Origin of the sequence: Paenibacillus sepulcri (assembly GCF_042647105.1) — a bacterium.
Classification (GTDB): Bacteria; Bacillota; Bacilli; order Paenibacillales; family Paenibacillaceae; genus Paenibacillus_Z; species Paenibacillus_Z sepulcri.
Genome location: NZ_JBHRUP010000001.1, coordinates 419,036 through 442,391, shown reverse-complemented (window position 1 = coordinate 442,391; position 23,356 = coordinate 419,036). Strand labels below are relative to the sequence as shown.

Annotated in this window: 23 protein-coding genes; 15 read left to right on the top strand and 8 right to left on the bottom strand. The window is 49.7% G+C overall.

Going from position 1 to position 23,356, the window contains the following annotated elements; genetic code table 11:
* Positions 1-81: 81 nt before the first annotated feature.
* Positions 82-486: a CBS domain-containing protein gene (locus ACFOLF_RS01975; protein WP_210040449.1), complete on the bottom strand. Its 405-nt coding sequence runs from the start codon at positions 484-486 to the stop codon at positions 82-84.
* Between the two features lie 172 nt (positions 487-658).
* On the opposite strand from ACFOLF_RS01975, the gene ACFOLF_RS01970 reads away from it, so the two are divergent.
* Positions 659-1,126 (top strand): GlcG/HbpS family heme-binding protein, encoded by a 468-nt coding sequence (locus tag ACFOLF_RS01970; protein WP_210040451.1) that lies wholly within the window; start codon positions 659-661, stop codon positions 1,124-1,126.
* Between the two features lie 215 nt (positions 1,127-1,341).
* Positions 1,342-2,385 carry a YeiH family protein gene (locus ACFOLF_RS01965; protein ID WP_210040453.1) on the top strand — a complete coding sequence of 348 codons (1,044 nt, stop codon included), beginning with the start codon at positions 1,342-1,344 and terminating at the stop codon, positions 2,383-2,385.
* Between the two features lie 98 nt (positions 2,386-2,483).
* Here the strand turns inward: ACFOLF_RS01965 and ACFOLF_RS01960 are convergent, their stop codons facing one another.
* Positions 2,484-3,146 carry a phosphatase PAP2 family protein gene (locus tag ACFOLF_RS01960; RefSeq protein ID WP_210040455.1) on the bottom strand — a complete coding sequence of 221 codons (663 nt, stop codon included), beginning with the start codon at positions 3,144-3,146 and terminating at the stop codon, positions 2,484-2,486.
* A gap of 262 nt (positions 3,147-3,408) precedes the next feature.
* On the opposite strand from ACFOLF_RS01960, the gene ACFOLF_RS01955 reads away from it, so the two are divergent.
* The 7 genes from ACFOLF_RS01955 to ACFOLF_RS01925 all read left to right on the top strand — a co-directional run bounded on the left by ACFOLF_RS01955 (position 3,409) and on the right by ACFOLF_RS01925 (position 10,124).
* Entirely contained in the window at positions 3,409-4,383 is a 975-nt protein-coding gene (locus tag ACFOLF_RS01955; RefSeq protein WP_210040457.1) for a DUF4097 family beta strand repeat-containing protein, read from the top strand.
* Between the two features lie 17 nt (positions 4,384-4,400).
* Positions 4,401-5,102, top strand: coding sequence for a cell wall-active antibiotics response protein LiaF (gene liaF / locus ACFOLF_RS01950; protein WP_210040459.1), 702 nt, complete (start codon positions 4,401-4,403; stop codon positions 5,100-5,102).
* 1 nt (position 5,103) lies between these two features.
* Complete coding sequence (locus ACFOLF_RS01945) at positions 5,104-6,174, top strand: sensor histidine kinase (protein ID WP_210040461.1); 1,071 nt, start codon at positions 5,104-5,106, stop codon at positions 6,172-6,174.
* Entirely contained in the window at positions 6,171-6,803 is a 633-nt protein-coding gene (locus ACFOLF_RS01940) for a response regulator transcription factor (protein WP_210040463.1), read from the top strand. The genes ACFOLF_RS01945 and ACFOLF_RS01940 overlap by 4 nt, the downstream gene beginning before the upstream one ends.
* 195 nt (positions 6,804-6,998) lie before the next feature.
* Positions 6,999-7,679 (top strand): DUF7002 family protein, encoded by a 681-nt coding sequence (locus ACFOLF_RS01935; protein WP_210040466.1) that lies wholly within the window; start codon positions 6,999-7,001, stop codon positions 7,677-7,679.
* A gap of 298 nt (positions 7,680-7,977) precedes the next feature.
* Positions 7,978-9,327 (top strand): DUF4910 domain-containing protein, encoded by a 1,350-nt coding sequence (locus tag ACFOLF_RS01930; protein ID WP_379113875.1) that lies wholly within the window; start codon positions 7,978-7,980, stop codon positions 9,325-9,327.
* Entirely contained in the window at positions 9,324-10,124 is an 801-nt protein-coding gene (locus tag ACFOLF_RS01925) for a formyltransferase family protein (RefSeq protein WP_210040467.1), read from the top strand. The genes ACFOLF_RS01930 and ACFOLF_RS01925 overlap by 4 nt, the downstream gene beginning before the upstream one ends.
* Before the next feature lie 283 nt (positions 10,125-10,407).
* Here the strand turns inward: ACFOLF_RS01925 and ACFOLF_RS01920 are convergent, their stop codons facing one another.
* On the bottom strand, positions 10,408-11,487 hold the full coding sequence (locus tag ACFOLF_RS01920) for an LLM class flavin-dependent oxidoreductase (protein ID WP_379113873.1): 1,080 nt from the start codon (positions 11,485-11,487) through the stop codon (positions 10,408-10,410).
* Between the two features lie 444 nt (positions 11,488-11,931).
* On the opposite strand from ACFOLF_RS01920, the gene ACFOLF_RS01915 reads away from it, so the two are divergent.
* The 4 genes from ACFOLF_RS01915 (at position 11,932) to ACFOLF_RS01900 (ending at position 17,211) form a co-directional block, all read left to right on the top strand.
* Entirely contained in the window at positions 11,932-13,044 is a 1,113-nt protein-coding gene (locus ACFOLF_RS01915; protein WP_210040471.1) for a glycosyltransferase, read from the top strand.
* Between the two features lie 12 nt (positions 13,045-13,056).
* Positions 13,057-14,253 (top strand): glycosyltransferase family 2 protein, encoded by a 1,197-nt coding sequence (locus ACFOLF_RS01910; protein ID WP_210040473.1) that lies wholly within the window; start codon positions 13,057-13,059, stop codon positions 14,251-14,253.
* Positions 14,254-14,529: 276 nt separating this feature from the next.
* On the top strand, positions 14,530-16,386 hold the full coding sequence (locus tag ACFOLF_RS01905; RefSeq protein ID WP_210040476.1) for a hypothetical protein: 1,857 nt from the start codon (positions 14,530-14,532) through the stop codon (positions 16,384-16,386).
* Positions 16,387-16,785: 399 nt separating this feature from the next.
* A complete protein-coding gene (locus ACFOLF_RS01900; protein WP_210040478.1) occupies positions 16,786-17,211 on the top strand; it encodes a CBO0543 family protein in 426 nt (141 codons plus the stop codon).
* Between the two features lie 415 nt (positions 17,212-17,626).
* Here the strand turns inward: ACFOLF_RS01900 and ACFOLF_RS01895 are convergent, their stop codons facing one another.
* The 5 genes from ACFOLF_RS01895 to ACFOLF_RS01875 form a co-directional block, all read right to left on the bottom strand.
* A complete protein-coding gene (locus ACFOLF_RS01895) occupies positions 17,627-17,731 on the bottom strand; it encodes a YjcZ family sporulation protein (RefSeq protein ID WP_210040480.1) in 105 nt (34 codons plus the stop codon).
* Positions 17,732-18,146: 415 nt separating this feature from the next.
* Positions 18,147-18,488 carry a bacillithiol system redox-active protein YtxJ gene (ytxJ, locus tag ACFOLF_RS01890; RefSeq protein WP_210040481.1) on the bottom strand — a complete coding sequence of 114 codons (342 nt, stop codon included), beginning with the start codon at positions 18,486-18,488 and terminating at the stop codon, positions 18,147-18,149.
* 101 nt (positions 18,489-18,589) lie between these two features.
* On the bottom strand, positions 18,590-20,503 hold the full coding sequence (locus ACFOLF_RS01885) for a glycosyl hydrolase family 18 protein (protein ID WP_379113871.1): 1,914 nt from the start codon (positions 20,501-20,503) through the stop codon (positions 18,590-18,592).
* Between the two features lie 203 nt (positions 20,504-20,706).
* Complete coding sequence (locus ACFOLF_RS01880) at positions 20,707-20,985, bottom strand: YxcD family protein (protein WP_210040483.1); 279 nt, start codon at positions 20,983-20,985, stop codon at positions 20,707-20,709.
* A 2-nt stretch (positions 20,986-20,987) separates the two neighbouring features.
* Positions 20,988-21,422 carry a hypothetical protein gene (locus tag ACFOLF_RS01875; protein ID WP_210040486.1) on the bottom strand — a complete coding sequence of 145 codons (435 nt, stop codon included), beginning with the start codon at positions 21,420-21,422 and terminating at the stop codon, positions 20,988-20,990.
* 122 nt (positions 21,423-21,544) lie between these two features.
* Here ACFOLF_RS01875 and ACFOLF_RS01870 point away from each other — a divergent pair, with 122 nt between their 5' ends.
* Together ACFOLF_RS01870 and ACFOLF_RS01865 are read left to right on the top strand one after the other, a co-directional pair.
* A complete protein-coding gene (locus ACFOLF_RS01870) occupies positions 21,545-22,081 on the top strand; it encodes a DUF309 domain-containing protein (protein ID WP_210040488.1) in 537 nt (178 codons plus the stop codon).
* Between the two features lie 156 nt (positions 22,082-22,237).
* The gene (locus ACFOLF_RS01865; RefSeq protein ID WP_210040490.1) at positions 22,238-23,287 is read left to right on the top strand and encodes an iron-hydroxamate ABC transporter substrate-binding protein; all 1,050 of its coding nucleotides are present in this window, start codon (positions 22,238-22,240) and stop codon (positions 23,285-23,287) included.
* The last annotated feature ends 69 nt before the right edge of the window (positions 23,288-23,356 follow it).

Genomic DNA, 23,356 nt, shown 5'->3' with positions numbered 1-23,356 from the left:
CCCATAATTGCGGGAGGACAGCAGGATTGCAGAGTTTCTCTTCCGGAAAATGTGTTTATGCCATGCTGGTCCAAGCAACAGTCAATCGGTAATATTTTTAGTGTAATAGGCAATAATATCTTTACGGCGGATAATTCCGATGAATACACGGTCATTGTTCACGACAGGCACGAAATTCTGATCAGCCGCCAGGGCCAGCATATCCTCCATCTGCGCATTAATCGAGACGCATTCATTATGGATGCGTTTCTTTATTTCGGTTACGGGCACCTGCTGCATATTATCAAAGGTAAGACCCGGGGTATTCTTCAGCTTCCACAACAGATCGCCCTCCGAGAGGGTGCCGATATATTTGCCGTCGTCGTCAATAATGGGAATTGCCGAGTAATGGTGATGCTCCAGCTGATCCATCGCTTCCTTCATGGACATGGAAGAAGTGATGAAAGCAACCTTGTCTTTGGGAAACAGGAATGAAGAGATTTGCATAAGGCCTGAGCTCCTTTGCTGTAGATTTTATATTGGCTCTCTTTTATTAAAACATACTTTACGACTAAATAGTGTGTTAAATGGTGCCATGGAGAATTTAGATATTAGATCATTTCACTGGGAAAATGACCATACACTACTTAATATATGGTCATAAGGGGTGTATGCGTCTATGCGGATTATGCTGGATACGGCTAAAGCATTGCTGTTGGCAGCGGAGAAGAAGGCCCGGGAAATCGGGGTATCTGAGGACATCGCGATTGTTGATGAAGGAGGCAATCTGATTGCTTTTCACCGCATGGATTATGCCCGTATAGCCGGGATCGATATCGCCCTGAACAAGGCATGGACCAGTGTGGCGATGAAAATGCCGACAGTCAATCTGTCTCAGGCGGCACTTCCCGGCGGACCTTCCTTCGGCATCAATACAACGAATAACGGGAGGATTGTCATCCTGGGGGGAGGGATTCCTCTCATCAAAGATGGCCGGATCTACGGAGGAGTCGGGGTGAGCGGCGGAACAAGCGATCAGGATATAGAGGTTGCCACTGCCGCTGTTCAAGCTTACGACAGCATGCGCGCGGCAGACAGTCCCCGTCCCCTGCAGGCACGCATAGGCTCGTATACTCAGAATACGTAATTTCGCTCTATCTGGATAAAGGCAGCTGCACAACAAGCGCTCCCCTGCATGACAGGGCAGCGCTTGTTTTTATATTGGCTAAAAGCCAATCAAGCAATCATAAGGATTAATGATGATTTGGATAACAGATCGGAATTTCACTTCCCACCCCCGGAGCTATATAGTTAATCCTAAAACCATAATGAAATCAAGTCATCCGCCTGGGGAGAGATACTATGACACTAGCAAATACAAGCAGCATCAGGCTGCATAATGGTATGGGATTCACACAGGGGCTGGCAATCACCTTGCTGCTTGCCGCGGCTGCAAAATATTTGGCGATGCTGCCGTTTCTAAGCATTATGGGCCAGCTTGTGATCGCGATTATGCTTGGCGTCATCTGCAAAGCCATATTCAGGATGCCGGAATCTGCAGCTGGCGGAATTTCCTTCTCTAGCAGGAAGCTTCTGCGGTACGGCATTATTTTATTGGGCATGAGGCTTAACTTGTCCGATATTGTTCATGCTGGACCCAAAGTATTGGCCATTGCGGTTATTGATGTATTTTTTACAATTCTGGTTGTGTACGGGCTGACGAGGTGGCTAAACGTTGATAAGAGGCTTGGCCTGTTAACGGCATGCGGGACTGCGATTTGCGGAGCCGCCGCAGTGGTGGCAATCTCGCCGCAAATGAAGGCAAATGAGGAGGAAACGGCTGTTGCCGCTGCGACGGTTGCGATTCTCGGCACGATTTTCACCCTAATCTATACCTTGGTATATCCCATTCTGGATTTAAGTCCTTCAGGGTACGGTATTTTCTCGGGAGCTACGCTTCATGAGGTTGCTCATGCCATTGCCGCTGCCGCACCAGGTGGGCAGGAAGCGGTTGATCTTGCGGTGATTGCGAAGCTGACACGCGTGGTCATGCTGGTGCCGGTGGCAATGGTTATCGGAATCTGGGCCGCGCGCAAGCAGCGCCGTTATGCAAATGGAGCCGAAGGCCGCACAAGCTGGAGGGAGATCCCGTTCCCGTGGTTTATTCCCGGCTTCCTGCTCATGTGCGGGGTGAATACATTAGGTATCATTCCTGCGGCGATTAGCGCACAGATGATTATCGCAGCTTATCTGCTGCTGGCAATGGCGATGGCAGGCCTTGGTCTTGGAGTGAGCATCGGCACCTTCCGCCGACTGGGTATGAGACCCTTTGCCGCAGGAGGGATAGGCTCGGTGCTGCTGTCGGTCCTTGGCTTCCTGCTTGTGCATGCATTCGGCTTGGCATAACAAGACATACTTCGCATTCCGGAGATGGGAGGACAGCAAGGAGAGAGCCGGGACGGATGGTATCTTCGGGGCCCGGAGCAAAGTGTCCAACCCCCCAATTACGGAAGGGCAGGAACGCCGCTTCGCTTTTCACCTGCACGGGTTCGTGCCCAGGTTCGGGCACCGACAAAATAAATCACTTCCACAACCGCAATCGCACCTGCCATGTCCATCAGCACATGCTGTTTGACAAATAAGGTCGAGGCGATAATAAGGATGGACATGCCTGATACCGCAATGCGGATATACCGGTTGATTCCGGGCGACGAGATAAAGGCTTTCATCATGCAGTAAGAGGTCAGCACATGCGTGCTCGGGAAGCAGTTGAAGGGTTCATCCATGCTGTAGACATATTGAACGAGCCGGCCCAGCCAGTCGTTGACGACCAATTCCGGACGCGGCACATGGGTCTGATATACGGCATAGACCAGGTAGCAGACGACGAGTCCGATATTGAAGCGCAGCAGCGTGTGCATATACAGCTGACGATTCCGGAAGGCAAGATAGACAAAGCAGGCTAATATAAAGACGAACCAGGCCAAGTACGGCAAAATGAATATTTTCAAAAACGGAATTTGCTGGTCCAGATCGGTTACAAGGCTGAACGTATGCTCGCCTCTGCTGTGATTCAGATAAATGTAAGCGATGCTGAGCAGGGGGATGGACAGCAGCAGGCTGAGCGCCAGCAGGTGATTTTTTAACAGGTTCCATTTCTTATACATAAGCAGTCACTCCGTTTCGAATTTTCCAGCCTGCCTGGTGCGGTGCTGCCGTACTCTTGCAGGTGTATACAGAATAAACCATGAAGAATAGCTTGCGTAACGTCCTCAGGTTGTAATTCATCTAAGACCGGAAGGCGGTTGACGCTTCAGACTCTCTAAGACCGTGGTCTTATACAAGATCAGATCCAGGTACGTATGGAAAAAGCGCCGTCTGATGATAAAATGGGATGGTTAGGCATCGTCTTACAGGAGGTTGTTGCGGTTGAAGAAGCTAATCGGCGCTCTGCTCCTGCTGGGCGGCCTCATTATGATAGGAGCTTCCTTCCCCGGAGAAGGCTTGACGTGGAGAAGTCAGGAGGCGCGGATTGCCGTCCCGGTTACGATTGAACAGATTTCGATCAATGCTTCAAATGCAGACATCCGCATCATTGCGGATGACGATTCGCAAGAAATGGAAGCAGCACTCCATGGCAGCGGCACGTTAAGCTTCAAGCAAGAGGGGATTTCAATCGACGTCCTTGTGGAGGATAAGGCCAAGGGCCTCCTGCCGACCGGCTCCACCCTCGACATTCATATTCCAAGCTTCTATAAGAATAGCTTGATTGCGGAAGTCAGCGATGGGGATATCCATGTGTACGGACAATCGGAAGATGCCCGGATGGTCCTGAATAAGCTTGCGATAACGCTACAGTCAGGTGATGTGAATGTGAGCGATGTGAATGCGGAGCGGCTCGATTTCAAAGCGTATACATCCAAATTTTCGGGAGAACGGCTGCACGCAGGCCATGCCTCATTCGATATCGTAACGGGTAAAATCAATCTTGATCACTATTCAGGCGATTATACCGCTGCTATCGTGACGGGCAAGATGAATGCTTCGAACATTGCCGGCGGCGTCGGAAAAGTGAAGCTGACGGCAGGCAAAATCAATCTGGACCGCTATTCGGGGGGATTGCATGCCGAGGTCACCGATGGCGACGTGAATGCGCGGCTGGGCAAGCCGGAAGGATCCATTGCCATCAATATTCTCGAAGGCGATGCCACTCTGTCTCTGCCTGAGCAAGCGGACATTGAACTGGATGCGGCAGCCCAAGGCGGAAGCGTAAACGCTGATTATCCGTTCGACAAGATCATCAATCAGGGCGACAGGCAGCTGCATGCTTCCAGCGGAACGGGCAAGGTCCCGATTGACATACATGTGCAAGCCGGCGATGTGAATATTGGGCCTGATTCCTGAAGAAAGAAGGAAACAAGATGCTTAAACGACTGCTCATTCATCCGTTCATCGGATATATCGCCGTCTGCGCCGGTATCTATTGGATCATTGCGGGAACAGGCTACGGATATTACGATCCCTTAATCTGGTTCAGTCTGGGCTCGCTGTTGTCCACTTTCCGCTCCCGTATTAGGTGGGCAGCCATTATCCCGTGGACAATCACGCTGATTTTGCTGTCGCAAGGACTGGATCTGGATCTGCCAGGTGTGCTTGCCGGTGCGGCCCTGATCTATGCGGGTTATATTCTGCTGCTGAATAAACGGTCGTTTCTGCAAAATAAACCGGAAGCCGGAAACCGGAATCGCGGCGCTGCCAGCCGGGTCCCGCTGCGCGAGCGATTCGGAGATGTATATATCCGTCCGGTGGCATTAACGGATCTGTCCGTTCCGAGAGGGATTGGCGATGTGCATATCGATCTGTCTCAAGCCATCGCGGCGGAAGGGGAGCAGGTTATTACCGTGGACCGTTTGCTCGGCAATGTGACCGTATATCTCCCCTATGATCTGGCAGTCCATGTGGATATTACGGTATATTATGGGTCGCTGGATGTTCTGGGCCGCAATCGTGAGGGACTGAATCCCCGATTCCGGATGGAAACGGCGAATTATCCGCAAGCCGGCAGGAAAATAAATCTTGTCATGAGCTCAATAATCGGGGATATGGCTGTGAGGTATTTATAAAATGAATATGAACCGGCTGGTCAGCATCAGATGGAAGCTTACCCTATATGCAATCGGTTTCTCGCTGCTTATGTTCGCCGCTGCTTTATGCGGAATCATCATCTTCTATAAATTGGATTTTCGCCTGTTATGGTGGATCGAGAAGAAAAACATTCCGGTCGTCGTCATCCTGGGCGCTGCTGTCGTCCTGTTTGGGGCGATTACGGGATGGGCCTATGGCAATACGCTGAAGAAAAGAATGGGGCGGCTCCTGGAATCCATCACCCTGTTCGAGAGAGGGAATTTCTCCCATCGTCTGCAGATGCGGGAAGGTGAGGACGATGAGGTTGGCTTGATGGCCCAGCGTCTTAACGAAATGGCCGGCCATATTCAGCTGCAGGTTGCTTCCCTGCAGAAGCTGTCGACAGAGAAAGCGGAGATGGGTGAGCAGCTGAAGAAATCGGCAATCGTCGAAGAAAGGCAGAGGCTGGCGCGCGAGCTTCATGATGCGGTCAGCCAGCAGTTGTTTGCGATTTCGCTGATGACCTCGGCGCTCGTGGAAAGCGCGGATTTGAATGCGGAGAAACCAAGGAAGCAAATCGAGATGGTCGAGAAAATGGCAGGAAATGCGCAAAATGAAATGCGGGCGCTGCTCAGGCAGCTTCGTCCGGCGACACTGGAGGGGAAATCGCTGAAGGAAGGTCTCGAGGAGCTTCTGGAGGAGATGGCGGACAAGCAATCACTCACGATACGGTCCGAGATTGAACTTGTGGAGGGACTCCCAAAAGGCGTCGAGGATCATCTGTTCCGCATTACCCAGGAAGGATTGTCCAATATTCTCCGGCACTCGGAAGCCACTTCCGCAACCGTGAGGCTTGGCTTGTACAACCATCAGGTGCATTTGCGGATAACGGATAACGGCATTGGTTTTAATCGGGATGCGGCCAAGTCCTCCTCGTATGGATTAAAAACCGTGCAGGAGCGGGCCAATGAAATTGGAGGCGTGGCGACTGTAGTTTCATCCCCGGGCAAAGGGACACAAGTGGATGTGAAGGTGCCGATTATCGGGAACGAAGGAGATAAGCAGCCATGAGCATAAAAGTAGTGCTGGTTGACGACCATGAAATGGTGCGGATGGGTTTATCCAGTTACCTGGACATACAGACCGATATTGAGGTTGTCGGTGAAGCAGCCAGCGGAGAAGAGGGCGTCAAGCTCGTCAAGGAATTGAAGCCGGATGTGGTTGTTATGGATCTGGTCATGAAGGGAATGGGCGGCGTGGAAGCGACCAGGCAAATATGCCAGCTGGCGGATGCGCCGCAGGTGATTGTTCTTACCAGCTTCATGGATGACGATATGGTGTATCCGGTTATTGAAGCGGGAGCACTCAGTTATTTGCTTAAGACTACAAAAGGCCGTGAAATTGCCGCTGCGATCCGCGCCGCGGGCAGAGGAGATTCGGTATTGGAAGCGGAAGTGACCGGCAAAGTGCTATCCAAGATGCGCCGCGCGCCGCAGAAGCTGCCCCATGATGCGCTGACGGCGCGGGAAATTGAAGTGCTGCGCCTGATTGCGGAGGGAAAAACCAATCACGAGATCGCAGCAGAGCTGGCGATCGCCGTCAAGACCGTCAAGACGCATATTACGAATATATTCGCCAAGCTTGAGGTGGGCGACCGCACCCAGGCGGCGGTGTACGTGCACCGGAACGGTCCTCTTTAATAAGTTGACTCGCATACACAACAGAATCATTGAACACTTCTCACATGCTTACTCGAGGAGTGTTTTTTGCTGGAAGACCATCGGCTCCGGGAGCGTGATTGCAGACTATTTTGCGCTGGAGGGGATGCTTGTGCATCGTACAAGGGAATAATGATAAGCTGGGGATAGACCCGATTGAGCGGAGGAGCTGAAGCCATGAACGATACGATTGTGACCGCCATAACAAAAGCAAAAAACAGGCAGTCCTTGTTTCACTTTACAAGGGCGGGCAATCTGCCGGCTATCGCCCATTTCGACGCTCTATTGTCCAGCAGTCAAGCAAACCGCGGCACTTCCGGCGAGCGCCGGCTAAAACCCGTAAACGTGAATTATAATGGTCAATCCATCATCGTGAATACACATCTCAGGATTCCAGGCAGTATGATTGATCCTGCAACAACTCTGGAACAATTCCGGGCTTGTCTGGACCGGCATGTGTTTTTCTGGCCAACTTTAAAGGATTGTCAGAAAATGATGGACACCTATGCGCGAAGAGAACCGGATGAACGGTTCGCCGTGCTGGAATTTGATGCATATGCCTTGATGGCGGGGCATTATTCCGCAGTGAGGCTCTCCAAGTATGATTCGGGGAGCTCGCCGCGTTATCCCAATCTCTGCTCCTACAGAAAAAGTCCGGCCATGTTTCTGCCCCTGGACCGCTTCCAATCGGTATTGAATAACCTGGTGCCGGGGAAGCCGTCTGAAATACGGGAGGTGCTGATTGAAGACAGAGTGATGAACGTCTCGGAGTATTTGAAGGCGGTTTATGTGGATCAAGTGGAGGATGTGCCGGAGAGGTGGATGGAGCTGACGAGGAAATTGGAAGAGTTGCAATAGTCTGACGATCCATATTGCTTAAAGTCGGTATGATTGCCGATCTCCGAAACTACTGTTGATAGTTGCATAACAGCCTGGTTAAGAGGCATAAAATTCATGCGATAGTTCAACGGGACCGCAAGTTATGATGCAGCTATACCAGTGTCAAACCAGTCTTGTCGATCATATATTGTGGATATGCTGTGATGCGGTCGCAAGCGGGTTCAACGGTTATGGGAAAGGAACTCCATATCCTTGAATCTGGTCCATTTATTATGAATCTATCTTCACGAACAAAGAGAGAGGAAAGGGATTAAGAGTGAATAAGCAGCAGGAAATGGCGGAAATAAACCTGTTATTTGACGAGCTCTTTCCCCTTTGCCGCAGTATTACCGGCCAGGGATTGCGGGACACTCTTACTCTGCTGTCGGAGAAGCTTCCCTTGGAAGTGTTTGGCATCCCCACTGGAACTCAAGTATTTGATTGGGTAATTCCGGAGGAATGGGTTATTCGAGATGCATGGCTAAAGGGGCCAAATGGTGAAATCATTGCAAATTTCAGAACGAATAATCTTCATATTCTCAATTATAGTACCCCGGTTAACGAGGTTATGCCGCTCGCAAAGCTCAAGGAACACTTATATACGATCCCCGGGCTGCCGGATGCCATTCCATATGTAACTTCCTATTACACACGCAGATGGGGGTTCTGTCTTTCCCACAAACAGCTTGAGCAGCTTGAAGATGGCGATTACCTTGCCTATATCGACAGCGAAATGATAAATGGCGAATTAAATTATGCCCATGCGTTCTTGCCTGGAGAAAGCAAGCGGGAAATCTTAATCAGCACGTACATTTGTCATCCTTCGATGGCTAATAACGAATTAAGCGGACCCTTGGCTGCTGCTTTTTTGTACAACAGAATTGCAAATTGGCCAAATCGCCGCTATACGTACCGTTTCGTGTTTGTGCCGGAGACCATTGGCAGTATTGCCTACCTGCATCGGTTCGGCAAACAAATGAAAGAGCGTACCCATGCGGGACTCGTCTTGACCTGTTTGGGCGGACAAAAGAAATTAAGCTATAAATTATCACGTTCCGGCAAAAATCCGCTTGATCGAATATGGCAGCAGATGATTGCCCATGGTCAATATGAGGGGGGTACAAGACCGTTTACTCCGGAATTCGGTTCGGATGAAAGGCAGTACTGCTCGCCAGGCTTTAATTTGCCTGTCGGCCAGATGGCCCGGACGGTTTATGGCGATTACCCGGGGTATCATAATTCGCTGGATACCAAAGAATCCATGACGATAGAGGCGATTCAACAAAGTATTGATGAGCTGGAATCTCTTTTACAGATGAATGAAGCGGAAGGCTGCTATATCAATCAATTCCCATATGGGGAAGTGAAGCTGGACAAACATGATCTGTATCCTGACATGAACGCTCCTGCAACCAGATTTTTATCTTCCAATGAAATCGTTGATAGCCGTACGCAGCTTAATCGCATTTTAATGCTGCTGAATTATTCAGACGGCAAACACACGTTACTGGATATAGCAGAACGGAGCAAATGCAATATTGACGGACTTATGCCATACGTGCAGAAGCTGGTGGAGAAGGGATTGTTGGAAGGACCGTTCCATGAGAAAGGAAGAGAGCTAGGATGAAAATGATATTTCTTACAGGGTCTCATCCCCGGCATTTATATGTGGCCAAAAAATTATACGATGAACATTTACTTTCGGGATTATTAATCGAGGTCCGTGAGGAATTTATGCCCGTTCCCGATGATCAGTTATCTCCGATAGACAGACAAAATTTTGAGCGGCATTTCCTGGACCGGCAAACAAGTGAGGAGCGATTCTTCGGATCGTTGGATTCCTCCTATTTTAGCGGCATCCCGGTTTATCCTGCAACGAAAGAAAATCTTAATGATGAGCAAACAAGGCAGTGGATACAAAATCTTCAACCCGATATTGCTGTCAGCTACGGCATCCATAAGCTCAATGAAGATATGCTGGCCAGCCTTCCCGCTTATGCCTGGAATATTCATGGAGGGTTGTCTCCCTGGTACAGGGGAAATACCACGTTATTCTGGCCTTTTTATTTCCTGAAGCCGAACTGGACAGGCATGACCATCCACAAGCTTACCTCCAAGCTGGACGGAGGCGGCATTATCCATCATTCCGTTCCTGTTCTGGAACGCGGAGACGGCATACATGATGTCGCCTGCAAGGCGGTCATACAAGCGTCGGAGGATTTAATTAAGCTCCTGCAGCTTGTTAGCGAAGGCCTGCCGATCCATGCCGTTCCGCAAAAATCGAATGGGAAATTATTTACTTCGGCCGACTGGAGGCCCCAGCATCTAAGAATGATCTATAACACATTTAATAATGATATTGTGGATCAATATCTGGATGGGAAGCTTGAAGGCGCAGAGCCCAAATTAATCAAGGCCTTTTAGACGACATCGTTTTCGGACAGATTGGCATGCGCGGCTTGCAATCGTGCAAATCCCGTCCGGTGTCAGTCTGGCGCTGGTTGAAGACAAATCATAAAAAAAGAGCAGCAGAGCAGCAAAAGAGCAGCAAAAGAGCAGAGCCTCCAAAACCGAGGTTCTGCTCTTCTGCTCTTTTCACTGACTTAATATCTGCAGTCTCATCGAAGATCATGAAATGCTGGTCATCATAAATAAAGAACCGCTGGAAAATAAAATAAGGTGTCCTACACTTGGAATTCCGATGCTGTCAGCGTGCCAGCTCGCGCCTTACAACGGGCGCGACTTTAGCAGCCAGCAATTCAATCGCCTTCGCTACCTTGGAGTAAGGCATCCCTCCAATATCGAGCTGGGCCATATACCGGCTGTGGCCGAAAAGCTCATGCTGGTGCAGAATGGTCTCGATCAGCTCCTGCGGGCTGCCGACAGCAAGCGCGGTGCCAGGTCTGGCTGATTGCTCGAACTCGGTACGGGACATTCTTCCCCTTCCGGTCCGCTTACCCAGAAATTGCTCGAAATAGCTGCTGTAATACGGAAAAAATTCATCCCTCGCAAGCTGGGAGGTTTCGGCCACATAACCGTGGCTGGAGACTGCGACCTTCAGCTTCGATGGATGATGACCCGCTAATTGTCCTGCTTGCCGGTACATATCAACGAGGGGCTTTGCCCGCTCGGGAGGTCCGCCGAGCAGCGCAAGCGCCATGCCAAGTCCAAGCCGGCCCGCATTCACGGCGCTCTCCGGTGTTCCTCCAACACCTATCCAGATGGGCAATTCAGGCTGCTTCGGACGCGGAGCAATCTCCAGATCGTTCAGGGCGCTGCGGTAACGTCCGCTCCAGGTGATCCGCTCTTGCTCGCCGAGCTTCATAAGCAGGCTGATTTTCTCGGCAAATAGATTGTGATAATCGTCAAGATCGTAGCCGAACAGCGGGAAGGAGTCAACGAACGCTCCACGCCCCGCAATAATTTCAGCGCGTCCGTCCGACAACAAATCTACGGTGGCGAAATCCTCGAACAACCGGACCGGATCAATGGTACTCAGTACTGTGGTCGCGCTGGTCAGCCGGATTCGCTTCGTGACCTGTGCGATTGCGGCCAGTACGACCGAGGTGGAGGATACGGCAAATTCCAGCGTATGATGCTCGCCTACGCCAAAGATATCGAGTCCCGCCTCATCGGCAAGTACAGCGGCGTCCACGATTTCCCGGATGCGCTGCCGTGCAGGGATGATTCCCCCGCCGTCCGGATTGGGAACCAGATCCCCGAAAGTGTATAGGCCGATTTCAAAAACGGGTGCTTTGATTTCTGCATTCGTTTGATGATTTTCCACTATTGCACCTGCTTTCAATTCAAGTTTGATGTGACTCTCTGATAATCCGCCTGCCAGTGATGCTATTATGTATCCAGAACAATATATTGGGAAGTAGGCACATTTAAGTGTCACGGTATCATGGGGGAAACCATAAAGAGGATCGTGCCGGAGAAGGGGCATGATCCTCTTTATAATTACCTGCTGAGGATTGCGATATGCCAGCCGTTTGAAGTTAACCAAATCCCGGGTTTGATTTATGGATTGCAGGGTAGCAGGATAAAAGTTGGTGCCGTCTCTTTGAAATCGATGGCTATAAGGCGTGAAATAAAGACACTGACAAACCGTCGGTGTCTTTTTCAGTTTTTACGGTAGTGCCCGGCTTGCCGCCTGAGATGGTCTACATCCGATTGTTTTTCTATATATTTTATATAAATATAGATGATGAGAATTGGGAGGAAGCCCATGATTACGATCAGTCTATGCATGATTGTCCGCAATGAGGAGAAAATTCTGGAGCGCTGCCTGTCCGGTGTCAAGGATATTGCTGATGAAATAATCATTGTTGATACGGGATCAACAGATAAAACCAAGGAAATCGCCGCCGCTTGGGGAGCGAAGGTCTACGATTTCGAATGGATCGACGATTTTGCGGCAGCGAGAAATTATTCCTTCAGCAAAGCGGCATGCGAATACATTCTGTGGCTGGACGCTGATGATTACATTGAGGAGAAGGACCGGACGCTTCTCAAGGAATTGAAGGCATCGCTCAAACCCGATATCCAATCGGTAAGCATGGCATACAATCTTGCCTTTGACAGTGAGGGGAAGGTAACCTCCAGCTTGAGACGCAACCGTCTGGTAAGACGCGATTGCCATTTTCTGTGGTTGGGGCCAGTGCATGAATATCTGGCGGTATTCGGCAGTTCGCTTGCCAGCGAAGTATGCATCACCCATCAGAAGGATAAGCCGCACACCGACCGGAATTTACGGATATACCGCAAGCGTGCCGAACAGGGAGAAGCGTTCTCCCCACGGGATTTATATTATTACGCGAATGAGCTTCGTGAACATGCTTTCAATGAGGAAGCTTGCGATTATTACGAGCGTTTTCTGGCAACCGGACTGGGGTGGATTGAAGATAATTTTCAGGCTTGCCTGAAGCTGGCCGAATGCCGGGAACGGCTGGGGGATAAACAGATGCAATTTGCAGCCCTCTGCAGAACTCTCCAGTATGATATTCCGCGGTCTGAGTTCTGCTGCAGGCTTGGATCGTATTTCTTCGCGGATAACCGTTATATCCAGGCCATTTACTGGTACGAGCAAGCCATAGCCCTGCCGGATCGTGAGGAGTCAATGGGAATGAAGGACACGGTTTCTTCCACCTGGCTGCCCCATCTGCAGCTGTGTTTGTGTTATGACCGATTGGGGGATTCGCACAAAGCCAACTACCATAATGAAGTGGCCTTGCATTACTATCCGTCACATCCAAGCATGATTTACAACAGAAATTATTACAAAGAATTGCTGGGTGCCGGCTATGTGGAGCTTACATGGCCAGGAGGTGAGAACAAGTAAAGGGGTGGTGATATGAAGACCAGTATTGTTATTCTCACTTATAATCAGCTTACGGTGACGGCAGATTGTCTGGACAGTATTAGACGATGCACATCGGAAGATTACGAGCTCATCGTTGTTGACAATGGTTCCACGGACGGCACGGTTGACTTTCTCAAACGTCTGGATAACATCGTCCTGATTGCCAACAAGCATAATCTCGGCTTTGCCAAAGGCTGCAATCAAGGTCTTGAGGTGTCAACAGGGGACAACATTCTATTTCTCAATAACGATACCATTGTCCCCACAGGCTGGTTAACGCCTTTAATCGAAGCTCTGTATAGCAGCGACCTGGTCGGAATGGTAGGTCCGGTAACGAACTATGCCAGCGGCAATCAACAAATCGCGGTGGACTACAAGGCTATTGAAGATATGGAGAGCTTTGCGAAAAGCTACTGTGAACAACGTAGAGGAAGGGTCCTCGAGGTACGCCGTCTCATTGGCTTTTGCCTGCTTGCCAAACGCAGTGTTCTTGAAGATATCGGACACTTCGACGAACAATATGGTTTAGGCAATTATGAAGACGACGATTTATCCTTGAGAGCGATCCGCAATGGCTACAAATTGCTGATTGTACAGGATTCCTTCATCCACCATATCGGACATGCGAGCAGCAATCAGCTGCCGGCAATGAATTTACAGAATCTGCTTATAGAAAACAAAAAGAAGGCGGAGAGCAAGTGGGGGGCTCCCATTCGAGAACTAATCGAGAAGGATCCCATCCGGCTCAGTTTATGCATGATATCAAACAATGACGCGAAGCGGCTGGAAGCCTCGCTTTTGTCGACAGCCGGACTTGTTGATGAAATTGTTGTGCTGGATCGGGGATCCACGGACCATACGGTGGAAATCGCAAAACGCTTCACCAGGCATGTTTATACCTTCACTGGAAAGGTCAATTATCGTCTGGCATGTCAATTTATACATAAAGCCGCATCGGAGCCGTATCTCTTGTGGCTGCAGCCGGGGGATGCTCTTGACCCCACTGGACAAAGAAAGTTTGCCGGCCTGAAGCTTTCGCTCAATAACGAATTTGATGTCGTCTCCTTTCGGCACAAGAATGAGCTGCGCTACATAATCCGCAGGGCTGCTGGATTTCTTTTGCCCCGGGAGGTGGATGCTGTCGGGGCCAAACCCCGATACCGCTATGATAGCCGTATCACGATCTGAATGAAGTCGGGGCTTTGAGAGATTCCTCTCAAAGCCCCATTCTATTGCATTAGCTGTCAGCAGAAATACAAGCTTAATTTCTATACCAGACTGGCATCTATTATTTGGGTTTACAGCTGCCCTGATTTAGAAAATTGAGGCAAATGCCAAGACATAATCTTGTAAACTTCATATATTGTAAAGATGATAGAGAGACAGCAGCCAGATAATCCATAACGGAATTCCAGTTAGGAATTTTGTGGGACTGCTCACGATTTCAGAGAGGGAGTGCATCGTATGATTATAGAACCATTAGGTCCGACGGGGCCGAAGGGAGATTCTGATCTTCAAGTCAGAACAGGTCCGCAAGGGGCAGGACCTGCAGGCATGATGGGGTATCCCGTTTCGGGAACAGGTGCTGGAGTTGTTGGACCGCCTGGAGCCCAGGGAGCTGCCGGCAATCCATCTGCGGGAGCGCCAGGACCGGCTGGCCCCATCGGGCCGATGGGGTATGGGCCTGGAGTAATCCCGGTCATGGGCTACAACCGCTCAATGACACCGGTCGTATTTCCTTCAGGAACGCCCGGTTCGTGGGTAACCTTGAATACGATTCATAATTTGCTTGTATCGACGGATCAGCTGGTCGTTAAGCTGGATGCCGCTTTTCAGCTTGCCTTCAGCAGCCCGCCAGGTTTGCCCCGTGTACTGAACATAACGTATCAAATTCTTCGAAATGGTGACCCCGTCTATTCCAACGCGGTTATCTATGATCAAACCAGAACCGGCAGCTCCATTAACTTTAAGGGACCCGTCTCCCTGACATTCGTTGACGAACCGTCAGCTGGCTCCTATACCTACACCCTGCGCGCGCGGGTAGAAAGCCAGATTGGCGGTTATAATCCAACCGTGAGCGAACGCGATTTCAATGCGTCCGTATTCCAAAAGTCCACTTCTCCCAATTACGTTTATGTCGCTCATTTATCCCCCGATGAATCCACAGCATTGATCTCTTATGTGGATCCCGTAACCAATACCATTACCGGTGCGTCAGTTCCTGTTGGTGTGGCTACCGGAGGAGTGCCGGCCAACCTGCTGAACCTGGCGATAAGCCCGGACGAGACACAGCTGTATGTAGCCAATTTAGTAGACAGCTCGCTTTATGCAGTCCACTTATTGACCAGAGAAGCGGTCAAAATATATTCATTTGAACAATCCTGGTATACGAATGCCATGCTGGTGACCCCGGATAATAACTATCTCTACGCAGCCGATCTGCACTCCGGTATTGTCAAAGTCTTTGATGCAGCCAATAAACAATTTCTGTACGATCTTCACACCTCATCAGGTGAAAATGTATCGCTGACAGTATCACCTGACAGCAGCACTGTATTTGTGGCTATCAATAATATGGCGGGCACTCCTTCGGCGAGAGGCATCGTGGATGCTATTCCTGTAGGAACACAGTCGGTTACGCATGATATTTTTGCAAGTCTTGCAAGCCAATACGGATCACCCGCCTATATGGAACAAGTCATTCCTTTCGCGGTTGTCGGGTACCAGGGAGCATATCAAATTCAGGCTTTGAATGTCCAAACTCAAGATCACAGCCCTGGCGATATCTTCTCGGCTCCTGTAAACGATCTGTTCAATAATCAGCGAATCACCCATCCACTTTTACAAAGTCCGCTCAGCATGACCGGATTACCCAATAATTCAAGGTATATCATCCAATCGGATGTTGATAAAATAATTCGAATGAACGGAAATACCGTCATTGAGTCGATCGACAGCTATACGGATCAAAGAGAAATTGCCGTGACCCCCGATCGAAAGCGGATCTGCGTCTTAATTAGAAGTTCAATAAATCAACAGCAGTCAGGGCTGCAAGTCATTTCGGTCATTCCCGCCGGTATCTCGACGCCTCCAAGCGCCTTTATTCCCCTTGCCAGCTCTGGAGGAATGACAATTACAGCGGATAGTAAATATGCCTATTCATTGACTTTTTATCCTAACCCGAGCTTCGTCAATGTCTATAGTGCAAATCTGATCAGCAAGACTGCAAGGGAGCCTTTGGCTATGCCGGGGCAAGTTCATGCGGTAGTGGCCAGCTATACGAGGCACTCCGTAATTTCTGTATCGTCTATGGGTGGTTAATACTCCAGACTATGCAATTTCTTGAGGATAGGGGGACGTGCGTTGTCCGCTAAAAAGCACGTCCCCCTATTTGCTTGTATACCGCGATTTTCTATCAATATGCCTCTCTTATTGACTTGCATCATCGCAAAGAGATCGGGAAGTTACCCGGGACGATTATCACTTGGATGTATATTCATATCCGCTGGCTTTTGCGGAACGGGAAGGAAAGACTATCCTGATTCATGGGACAAAAAAGGAAAAATTATGTATTCAGGATTAATGATGAGAAGTCTGTTAATAAATAACGTGAAAAAGCACGGGAATGAGTGTTCATGCGTATTTTATACCTATAATATCAGCCATTCCACTGCGGGTGGCTTTTTTGCATCCCTCAGTTGACGATTAAAAGTAAACGAAATGGGAATGTTTGATACTGGGGTGATTATTATGATGCGTATAGCGATTTTTCTTTTGGTTTGGATCGTTGCTTACTACAAAAGTGATTGGAGGAATTGGAAAAATTACCAATCCACTATTTTGTTCTTAATTGCTGGAGATTTAATGATTAATCTAATAACCTATAGATATACGTTGTGGGATCAACGTTCTGCATTGGGAGGAGATTTAATTAATAATTTATTGATATGTATTTTCTTCTATCCACCCAAGACACTAATTTATCTGACCAACTATCCAGACGAGAAAGGAATTATTAAAAAAGGGATTTACATATCTGTATGGGCGCTGTTATTAACGTTAATAGAAGGAATTCTGTATATGTTTGGAGATTATCACTACGGTCACAGATGGAACCTGCTGAAATCCATGCTTTTGATTTCGTAATGCTGCCGATTGTGGTGCTCCATTATTCCAGGCCGCTGCTGGCCTACGTTATATTTCTCATTGGAACGATATTGTTTATCGTGATTAATGGGATTCCTCTGTCATCGTTTAAATGAAAGCCGCAGCAGGAAAAGAATCCTCCAATGAATATAGCCTCAGTTTTTCTCCATGGCATTTGCTCCAGGCGCCAATTCAATGAACATTTCCAGCGTTTGGTTTGCATTACCGACAACGATACAAACTCAGTAACAAATTCCGATGTTTATCTGTGAAGCGACATGGCGCCGCAATGGGGTTCGTATGGAGCAGCGGAAATATATTATTATAGAGAAAATAGCAAAAGACCCGCAGAAGCGGGTCCTTTTTTGGATTTTTGCAAATCCGGAACATGAAAGGGGGTCAGGTTCCGGGGTAATTAATAACCGAATTTACCGCAACTGCAAGCGATAATGACCAGCAAGATAAAGAGAACGAGTATAAATGCGAAACTTGAGCCAACACCGCCAACTACATCAGACATTCAAAGCACCTCCTTGAATTTACGGTACATTGTAATTTATGCATACAGGCTTCGGCGTGATTGGATGAATGTTACGGAATGGCATTGACCTAAGGATTGTCCGGGGCGCGATAACGAAACCACATGGAGGAGGAAAAGCTTACATGCCCTATGGCTGCCTGCGTTTCATGCGGAGCAGGATGGCAGCAATGTCGGGAGCTACCAGCACCCGCAGCATCTGGCCGATAAACGCTCCATAGTAGGCCAGGCTGCCACCTACGTGTGCCGGAATTTCGCTTGCGAAGCACCGGTCGGCTCGGCTGAAGCGCTGTTGAAGCAGTTGGACGGGAACAGCTAGCTTAATAAAATAAAACAGCCAGCCAAGACGTCATCAGACGTTCAGAGGCTGGCTGTTTGGGTTTCAAGCGGATCGGTACTATTGCATTACCGCGCGCATATGGGCTTCTGTAATCGCCCAGTGTGTAGCGCTCCAGTATTTTTCTTTGTTCTTGATCATGATAATTTGAGGAGACTCATGCTTGACGGCTACATCTTCCGCAATCTGGTTGGAAACCGGACGGGATTCGATCACCTTTACCAGGACATAATCCGTATCGGAGCCGGAGTCATGCTCCAGATATTTTGTAAACTCCTCATACGCATTCGCGCTTACCGGACAGGTCGTGCTGTGCTTGAACACAACAAGCGGACGATCTGCAGAACCTTCCAGAGCGGAGTTCCATTCTTCAAGAGATTGAATTTCTTTATATTGCGACATATCCTGATCTCCTCCTTAAGCTGGCTAATAGTTTCTCAACCGTTCCCTATTATCATACCATATCGGAGGGAGGAAGCACTAATAAAGTGGCGGACAAATCTTTACTTCTGCTGTAATAGCATCGTCCAAAGAGAGGAGCTTTCATAGCCCAGACGCCAGGCCGCAACGCCTGCCAGGCCATATTTTCTGGCGAGGTCAACACGCGCCTTCACGGTATCCGCTGTTTCCGCCCAGAATACATACGTATACCCGTCTTTTTTATACGTATATTTCGTTTGGCCTGCTCCGGGATCATACGTGCCGACAGCATCTTGCTGTTGAATCGTTTCCGCGACATCCTTCATAAAGACAGCCTTGCTGTCGACCAGCTTTCCTGCTGAGTCGAGCCGCCATTCGCGGACATAGAAGGGAATGCCCAGCATCAGCTTGCCACGGGGTATCCCGTAGGCGAGGAACTGCTTGATTCCCTCTTCAGCCCAGCGAAGCTCGGAGACGGAGCCGGCTTGCTGGCTGCCCTCCCAATACTGGTCATAAGCCATGATCATGATCATATCGGCAATATTCGCCAAAGCCTTATGATCATAGGCGGTCTGGGCATCCCACGCCACATCGCCGCGCGGCAAATCAATGGATACCGTCAGGCCGCGTTGGTGCGCAGCCTCAGCAAGACTGGCAACGAAGGAGGTGTAGAGGGCGCGGTCGCCCCCGTCCAGCCCCTCAAAATCAAGATTCACACCTTCAACCTTAAGCGCTGCGAGACGCTCCACCAGGGAGTTGATGAATTTGGCTTTTGCAGCCGGATTGCGGAGGAAAACGCTGGTCATCTTCGTATCAAACTGATTATGCACAAGCGGCGTCAGCTTTAAGCCCTCTTTCTCCATCGATGCCGCAAGGGCAGGATCGGAATGATCGGTCAGCGTTCCGTCTGACCCGGCAAGCTCGAACCAGGAAGGGGAGTCGATATCCAGCCCCTGTGTATTTTGGACCTGTGCTAGTATGGTATCCGTGCTGGATGTGCCATTCCAGGCCAAATAAGCAAGCTCTCTTGTATCGCTCCAAATAATACGGCCGTCTGCCGCAGCGACCGAAGCATTCTTGTAACCCTTGGCGAAGGCAACTGCGCCTTGTCTCGTATGAAAATAGGAGACAACACGCTCCCCTTGTCTAACGCTCAAATAAGGAATATTGGTCCACCATTCCTGACCGTCTTTTTCGATTGCCGCACCCGACAGCGTCTTGGCATAAACCAGCGCGCCGCCCAGCCCGCTGAAGGATTGAACCGGCCGGCCATTTTGAGTGACAGTGAACGGCTTTATTGTTGTATACGGAACAAGTCCGGTTGCGGTGTTTACCACAACGCTTCCTGGCTGCCTGGCAGCGGCTCGCATGGCATCGAGGAGGAAGGAGTAGCGCATGCTTCCGGTCGATGCGCCATTCTGCCGGATATCGTAGACCGCTGCCGCCGAACGCTGGGCCTGCTTTTGCGCAGCGCTTAAGTTATCCCAAATCCATTGATTGGTCGCAAGCTCGACAATGTGTATATTGCTGTAAGCCTTTGCGGCTTGCTTGGCCTTGTCCAGAGAGGCATAGCTCCATCCCGGCAGCGACTTGTCTCCCTGGTACATTTGAAAGCGGGGATAGGTGCCGGATATCCATCCTGGCTGCTCCAGATCGCGGATTTGCGGAAAACGAAGCTTCCCGGCGAAGGTCTTCGCTTCGGCAAGCGTCCTGAATTCCCGGTTTCCTGTGGAATACCCATTCTCATAAACCTTGTATTTGGGAAAATTATCCCATACCCATACTCGACCCGTTATCAGCTCAACATGGCTGTAAGTTAAATTTTTCGCAAAAGCGACTGCTCCCGCTTCGGTCGAAAATTCCTTAACCGCCTGGTCATTCTGATAGACGCGGTAATGGGTCGTAAGATCGGAGGCGCTTACAGAAGAAGCGGCTGCTCCGTATGCAGCTTGCAGAATCATCGCGATCGCAATGATCAGCTTCCATCGTTGACGCATAAGATTGATTCAGCTCCTCCTCTACTAGTCTAGTAGATTAAACGCCTGAATAGAGAGGAGGTTTCGGCAGAATGGGGGTCTTCCATTATTTACATCGCTGACAGCTGCAACCTTTTTGTCAAACCCATCAAAAAAGACCGGCATGAAGGGTCTTGTTCCTCCATGTCCGATCTTCTTGTGATAAACAATACGCTTAACCTGAATTAATCCTCAATATCTGCCCAAAACTCTTCGTCCACATCCAATTTGATCTGGGAGCGGAACACGCGTCTTTGGTATTGCTTGAGCATATACTGCTCGATCGCTTCCAGCAGGTTGGCTTCGACCAGATACTGGCTGCGGCCCTGCACCCAAACCTCGGCAGTATAGCCATACTGCTCGTCCCATGACAATTGCGCTTCTACCGCGGTAGGAGGAAGGCCTTTGCGATCCGCTATATTCAGGCAAATCGCATTAATGATCTCATCCGTATAGATCCTCATTATTAATAGGAACCCCGGTTGTTCGGATTGGATGGCCTGCGCCGATTACGGAAGTAGTGGATGATCCCCCGTATGGCCGCAATCAGAATGTAGATGGCGAGCACGTTGATGATCAATCCCAGAAAATTGCCCAGGAATCCCATTCCTCCGAATATTCCGCCGAACAGCAGGCCGGCAAGACCGCCAATCATCAAACCTCGCATTAAGCTGCCGCCGCTGAAGAACCCGCGTTTCGTTGTTGCAGCCGTACCTGATTTTACGGCACCGCTTGTCCCGCCTGTCGATTTATTTATTCCGCTATCGGGATTCTTTGCGGGATGTTGGGTAAAGCCTTGTCTGGGAGACTTGAAGCCTCCGCCTCTTTTGGCATCTACCGATCCCACACTGACAGCAAAGAAGAGTGTGAACGCCATGAACAACATTAAACCTTTTTTCATCTGTCATTCTCCTTCTGGTATTTAGGCGATGAAAGGATCATTGCCTTTCCCTTCAATTACGTCTAATATGATCAAAGGTTTCACTTTTAATGCGTATCACGTCGAAATTCAGGAGGATAGCAATGGGAGATGTCAACTACCCAAAGGCCTATATTTTATATTTAGTGGAATTTCATGGAACGCGGGATTACTTTGAATGTCATGAGCTGCTGGAGGAGTATTGGAAAGAGCATCCTGGTGATGCGTATGCAGATACCTGGGTCGGTCTGATACAAATTGCGGTTGGCTCCTATCATCACCGCCGTGGCAATCTTCGCGGCGCGGCCAAAATGCTCCGGCAATCGCTGGACCGGCTGGTTCCTCAACATCTGGCAGGACTTGGCCTGGACGGCCATGAGCTGATTCGTATGGTGAGAGAGCGCCTTGCCGGATTGGAAGTGGAGGAACCGTTCCGTGATATAAACCTGCCGATTACGGATGAAGCGCTGAGGCTCGAATGCGAAGAGATTTGCAGCTCCCGGAATCTTGTATGGGGCGCAGAGAGCCCGGAGGATCAAGAACTATTACACCGTCATACGTTGCGGGATCGGAGCGATGTCATCGCAGCAAGAGCGGCAGCCGCGGCAGCCAAGAAAACAAGAAGACGTCAAACGGACTAGTAAGGACGGAAGAGGAATCTTGACGGGAGGAGGAAAGGGAGCCAATTTACTCATTGACAATGATATTGATTATCATTATCATAGTTTGAGGGCGATGAACGCATCATCTTACATAATGGACGCTCTATAACTTACAGAGAAAAGCAGGAGGAACTCATGAATCATTCGCGTAAAGAACGTTCTTTAAAATTCACCTTGGCATTGAGCGTCTTGCTGGTGATGACCTTATTTCTGGCGGCATGCGGCGGGGCAGGCAAGGCTGATAATAACAGCGGCGCCGGTACACCGTCAGCAGGCAATTCCGCCACCAGCCCGACAGGAGATCCGGCAGCTCCGGAAGGCAGCGGCACAGACACGCCCAACGAAGCGCAAACGGAGAAAATCGTGACGGATGCAATGGGTCATGAAGTGACGATTCCGGCTGATCCACAGCGGATTCTTGCTTCTTATCTTGAGGATCATCTGGTCGCACTGGGCATCAAGCCCGTAGCCCAATGGTCGATTGGGCCGGAAAGTGTCCAGGATTATTTGCAGGGGGATTTGAAGGGCATTCCGATTATCAGCTACGATCTGCCGCTCGAGGCGGTGGCAAGCTTCTCGCCTGATCTGATCCTGATTGGCTCCGAGTCGCAGGTTCAAAAAGGTCTTTATGAGCAATATGCCAAAATAGCGCCGACCTACGTAATTGGCGATGAAATCAATAAAGACTGGCGCAAGACGCTGCTCAAGATAGGCGAGCTGCTTGGCAAGACGGAGGCGGCCGAACAGGCGCTGAAGGATTATGACCAGAAGGTGGCCGATACCAAGGCGAAGCTTCAGCAATCCATCGGCACACAATCCGCGGCGATCCTGTGGCTGGTGCAGAAGCAGTTCTATATCGTGGACGAAACCCGTTCCAGCGGCGCCGTTCTGTATGGCGATCTTGGCATGACGCCTCCGAATCTGGTGTCCGATATTACGGCTGAGCAGAAAGCTACCTGGAGTCCCGTATCGCTGGAGAAGCTGGCTGGACTTAATGCGGATCATATCTTCCTGGTGAACAGCGACAAAACGACGGAAACACTGGACAGTCCAATCTGGAAAAATCTCCCTGCCGTTAAGGCTGGCCATGTTTATGAGATGCCTTCAACCAGCAGCTGGCTGTACAGCGGTTACGAAGCAGGCGGGCAAATTATGGACGATACGCTCAAAATGCTCGTAAAATAACAAGCCGAAACAAAAAAAGTGTGCAGCTCCTGTCCCAGACAGGAAGGCTGCACACTTTTTGTTTGCAAA

Excerpts from the sequence above, each read along its gene's own strand:
- ACFOLF_RS01975 (WP_210040449.1), bottom strand. The coding sequence starts at position 486 with ATGCAAATCTCTTCATTCCTGTTTCCCAAAGACAAGGTTGCTTTCATC.
- ACFOLF_RS01970 (WP_210040451.1), top strand. The coding sequence starts at position 659 with ATGCGGATTATGCTGGATACGGCTAAAGCATTGCTGTTGGCAGCGGAG.
- ACFOLF_RS01965 (WP_210040453.1), top strand. The coding sequence starts at position 1,342 with ATGACACTAGCAAATACAAGCAGCATCAGGCTGCATAATGGTATGGGA.
- ACFOLF_RS01960 (WP_210040455.1), bottom strand. The coding sequence starts at position 3,146 with ATGTATAAGAAATGGAACCTGTTAAAAAATCACCTGCTGGCGCTCAGC.
- liaF (WP_210040459.1), top strand. The coding sequence starts at position 4,401 with ATGCTTAAACGACTGCTCATTCATCCGTTCATCGGATATATCGCCGTC.
- ACFOLF_RS01945 (WP_210040461.1), top strand. The coding sequence starts at position 5,104 with ATGAATATGAACCGGCTGGTCAGCATCAGATGGAAGCTTACCCTATAT.
- ACFOLF_RS01940 (WP_210040463.1), top strand. The coding sequence starts at position 6,171 with ATGAGCATAAAAGTAGTGCTGGTTGACGACCATGAAATGGTGCGGATG.
- ACFOLF_RS01935 (WP_210040466.1), top strand. The coding sequence starts at position 6,999 with ATGAACGATACGATTGTGACCGCCATAACAAAAGCAAAAAACAGGCAG.
- ACFOLF_RS01925 (WP_210040467.1), top strand. The coding sequence starts at position 9,324 with ATGAAAATGATATTTCTTACAGGGTCTCATCCCCGGCATTTATATGTG.
- ACFOLF_RS01915 (WP_210040471.1), top strand. The coding sequence starts at position 11,932 with ATGATTACGATCAGTCTATGCATGATTGTCCGCAATGAGGAGAAAATT.
- ACFOLF_RS01910 (WP_210040473.1), top strand. The coding sequence starts at position 13,057 with ATGAAGACCAGTATTGTTATTCTCACTTATAATCAGCTTACGGTGACG.
- ACFOLF_RS01905 (WP_210040476.1), top strand. The coding sequence starts at position 14,530 with ATGATTATAGAACCATTAGGTCCGACGGGGCCGAAGGGAGATTCTGAT.
- ACFOLF_RS01900 (WP_210040478.1), top strand. The coding sequence starts at position 16,786 with ATGGGAATGTTTGATACTGGGGTGATTATTATGATGCGTATAGCGATT.
- ACFOLF_RS01895 (WP_210040480.1), bottom strand. The coding sequence starts at position 17,731 with ATGTCTGATGTAGTTGGCGGTGTTGGCTCAAGTTTCGCATTTATACTC.
- ytxJ (WP_210040481.1), bottom strand. The coding sequence starts at position 18,488 with ATGTCGCAATATAAAGAAATTCAATCTCTTGAAGAATGGAACTCCGCT.
- ACFOLF_RS01885 (WP_379113871.1), bottom strand. The coding sequence starts at position 20,503 with ATGCGTCAACGATGGAAGCTGATCATTGCGATCGCGATGATTCTGCAA.
- ACFOLF_RS01880 (WP_210040483.1), bottom strand. The coding sequence starts at position 20,985 with ATGAGGATCTATACGGATGAGATCATTAATGCGATTTGCCTGAATATA.
- ACFOLF_RS01875 (WP_210040486.1), bottom strand. The coding sequence starts at position 21,422 with ATGAAAAAAGGTTTAATGTTGTTCATGGCGTTCACACTCTTCTTTGCT.
- ACFOLF_RS01870 (WP_210040488.1), top strand. The coding sequence starts at position 21,545 with ATGGGAGATGTCAACTACCCAAAGGCCTATATTTTATATTTAGTGGAA.
- ACFOLF_RS01865 (WP_210040490.1), top strand. The coding sequence starts at position 22,238 with ATGAATCATTCGCGTAAAGAACGTTCTTTAAAATTCACCTTGGCATTG.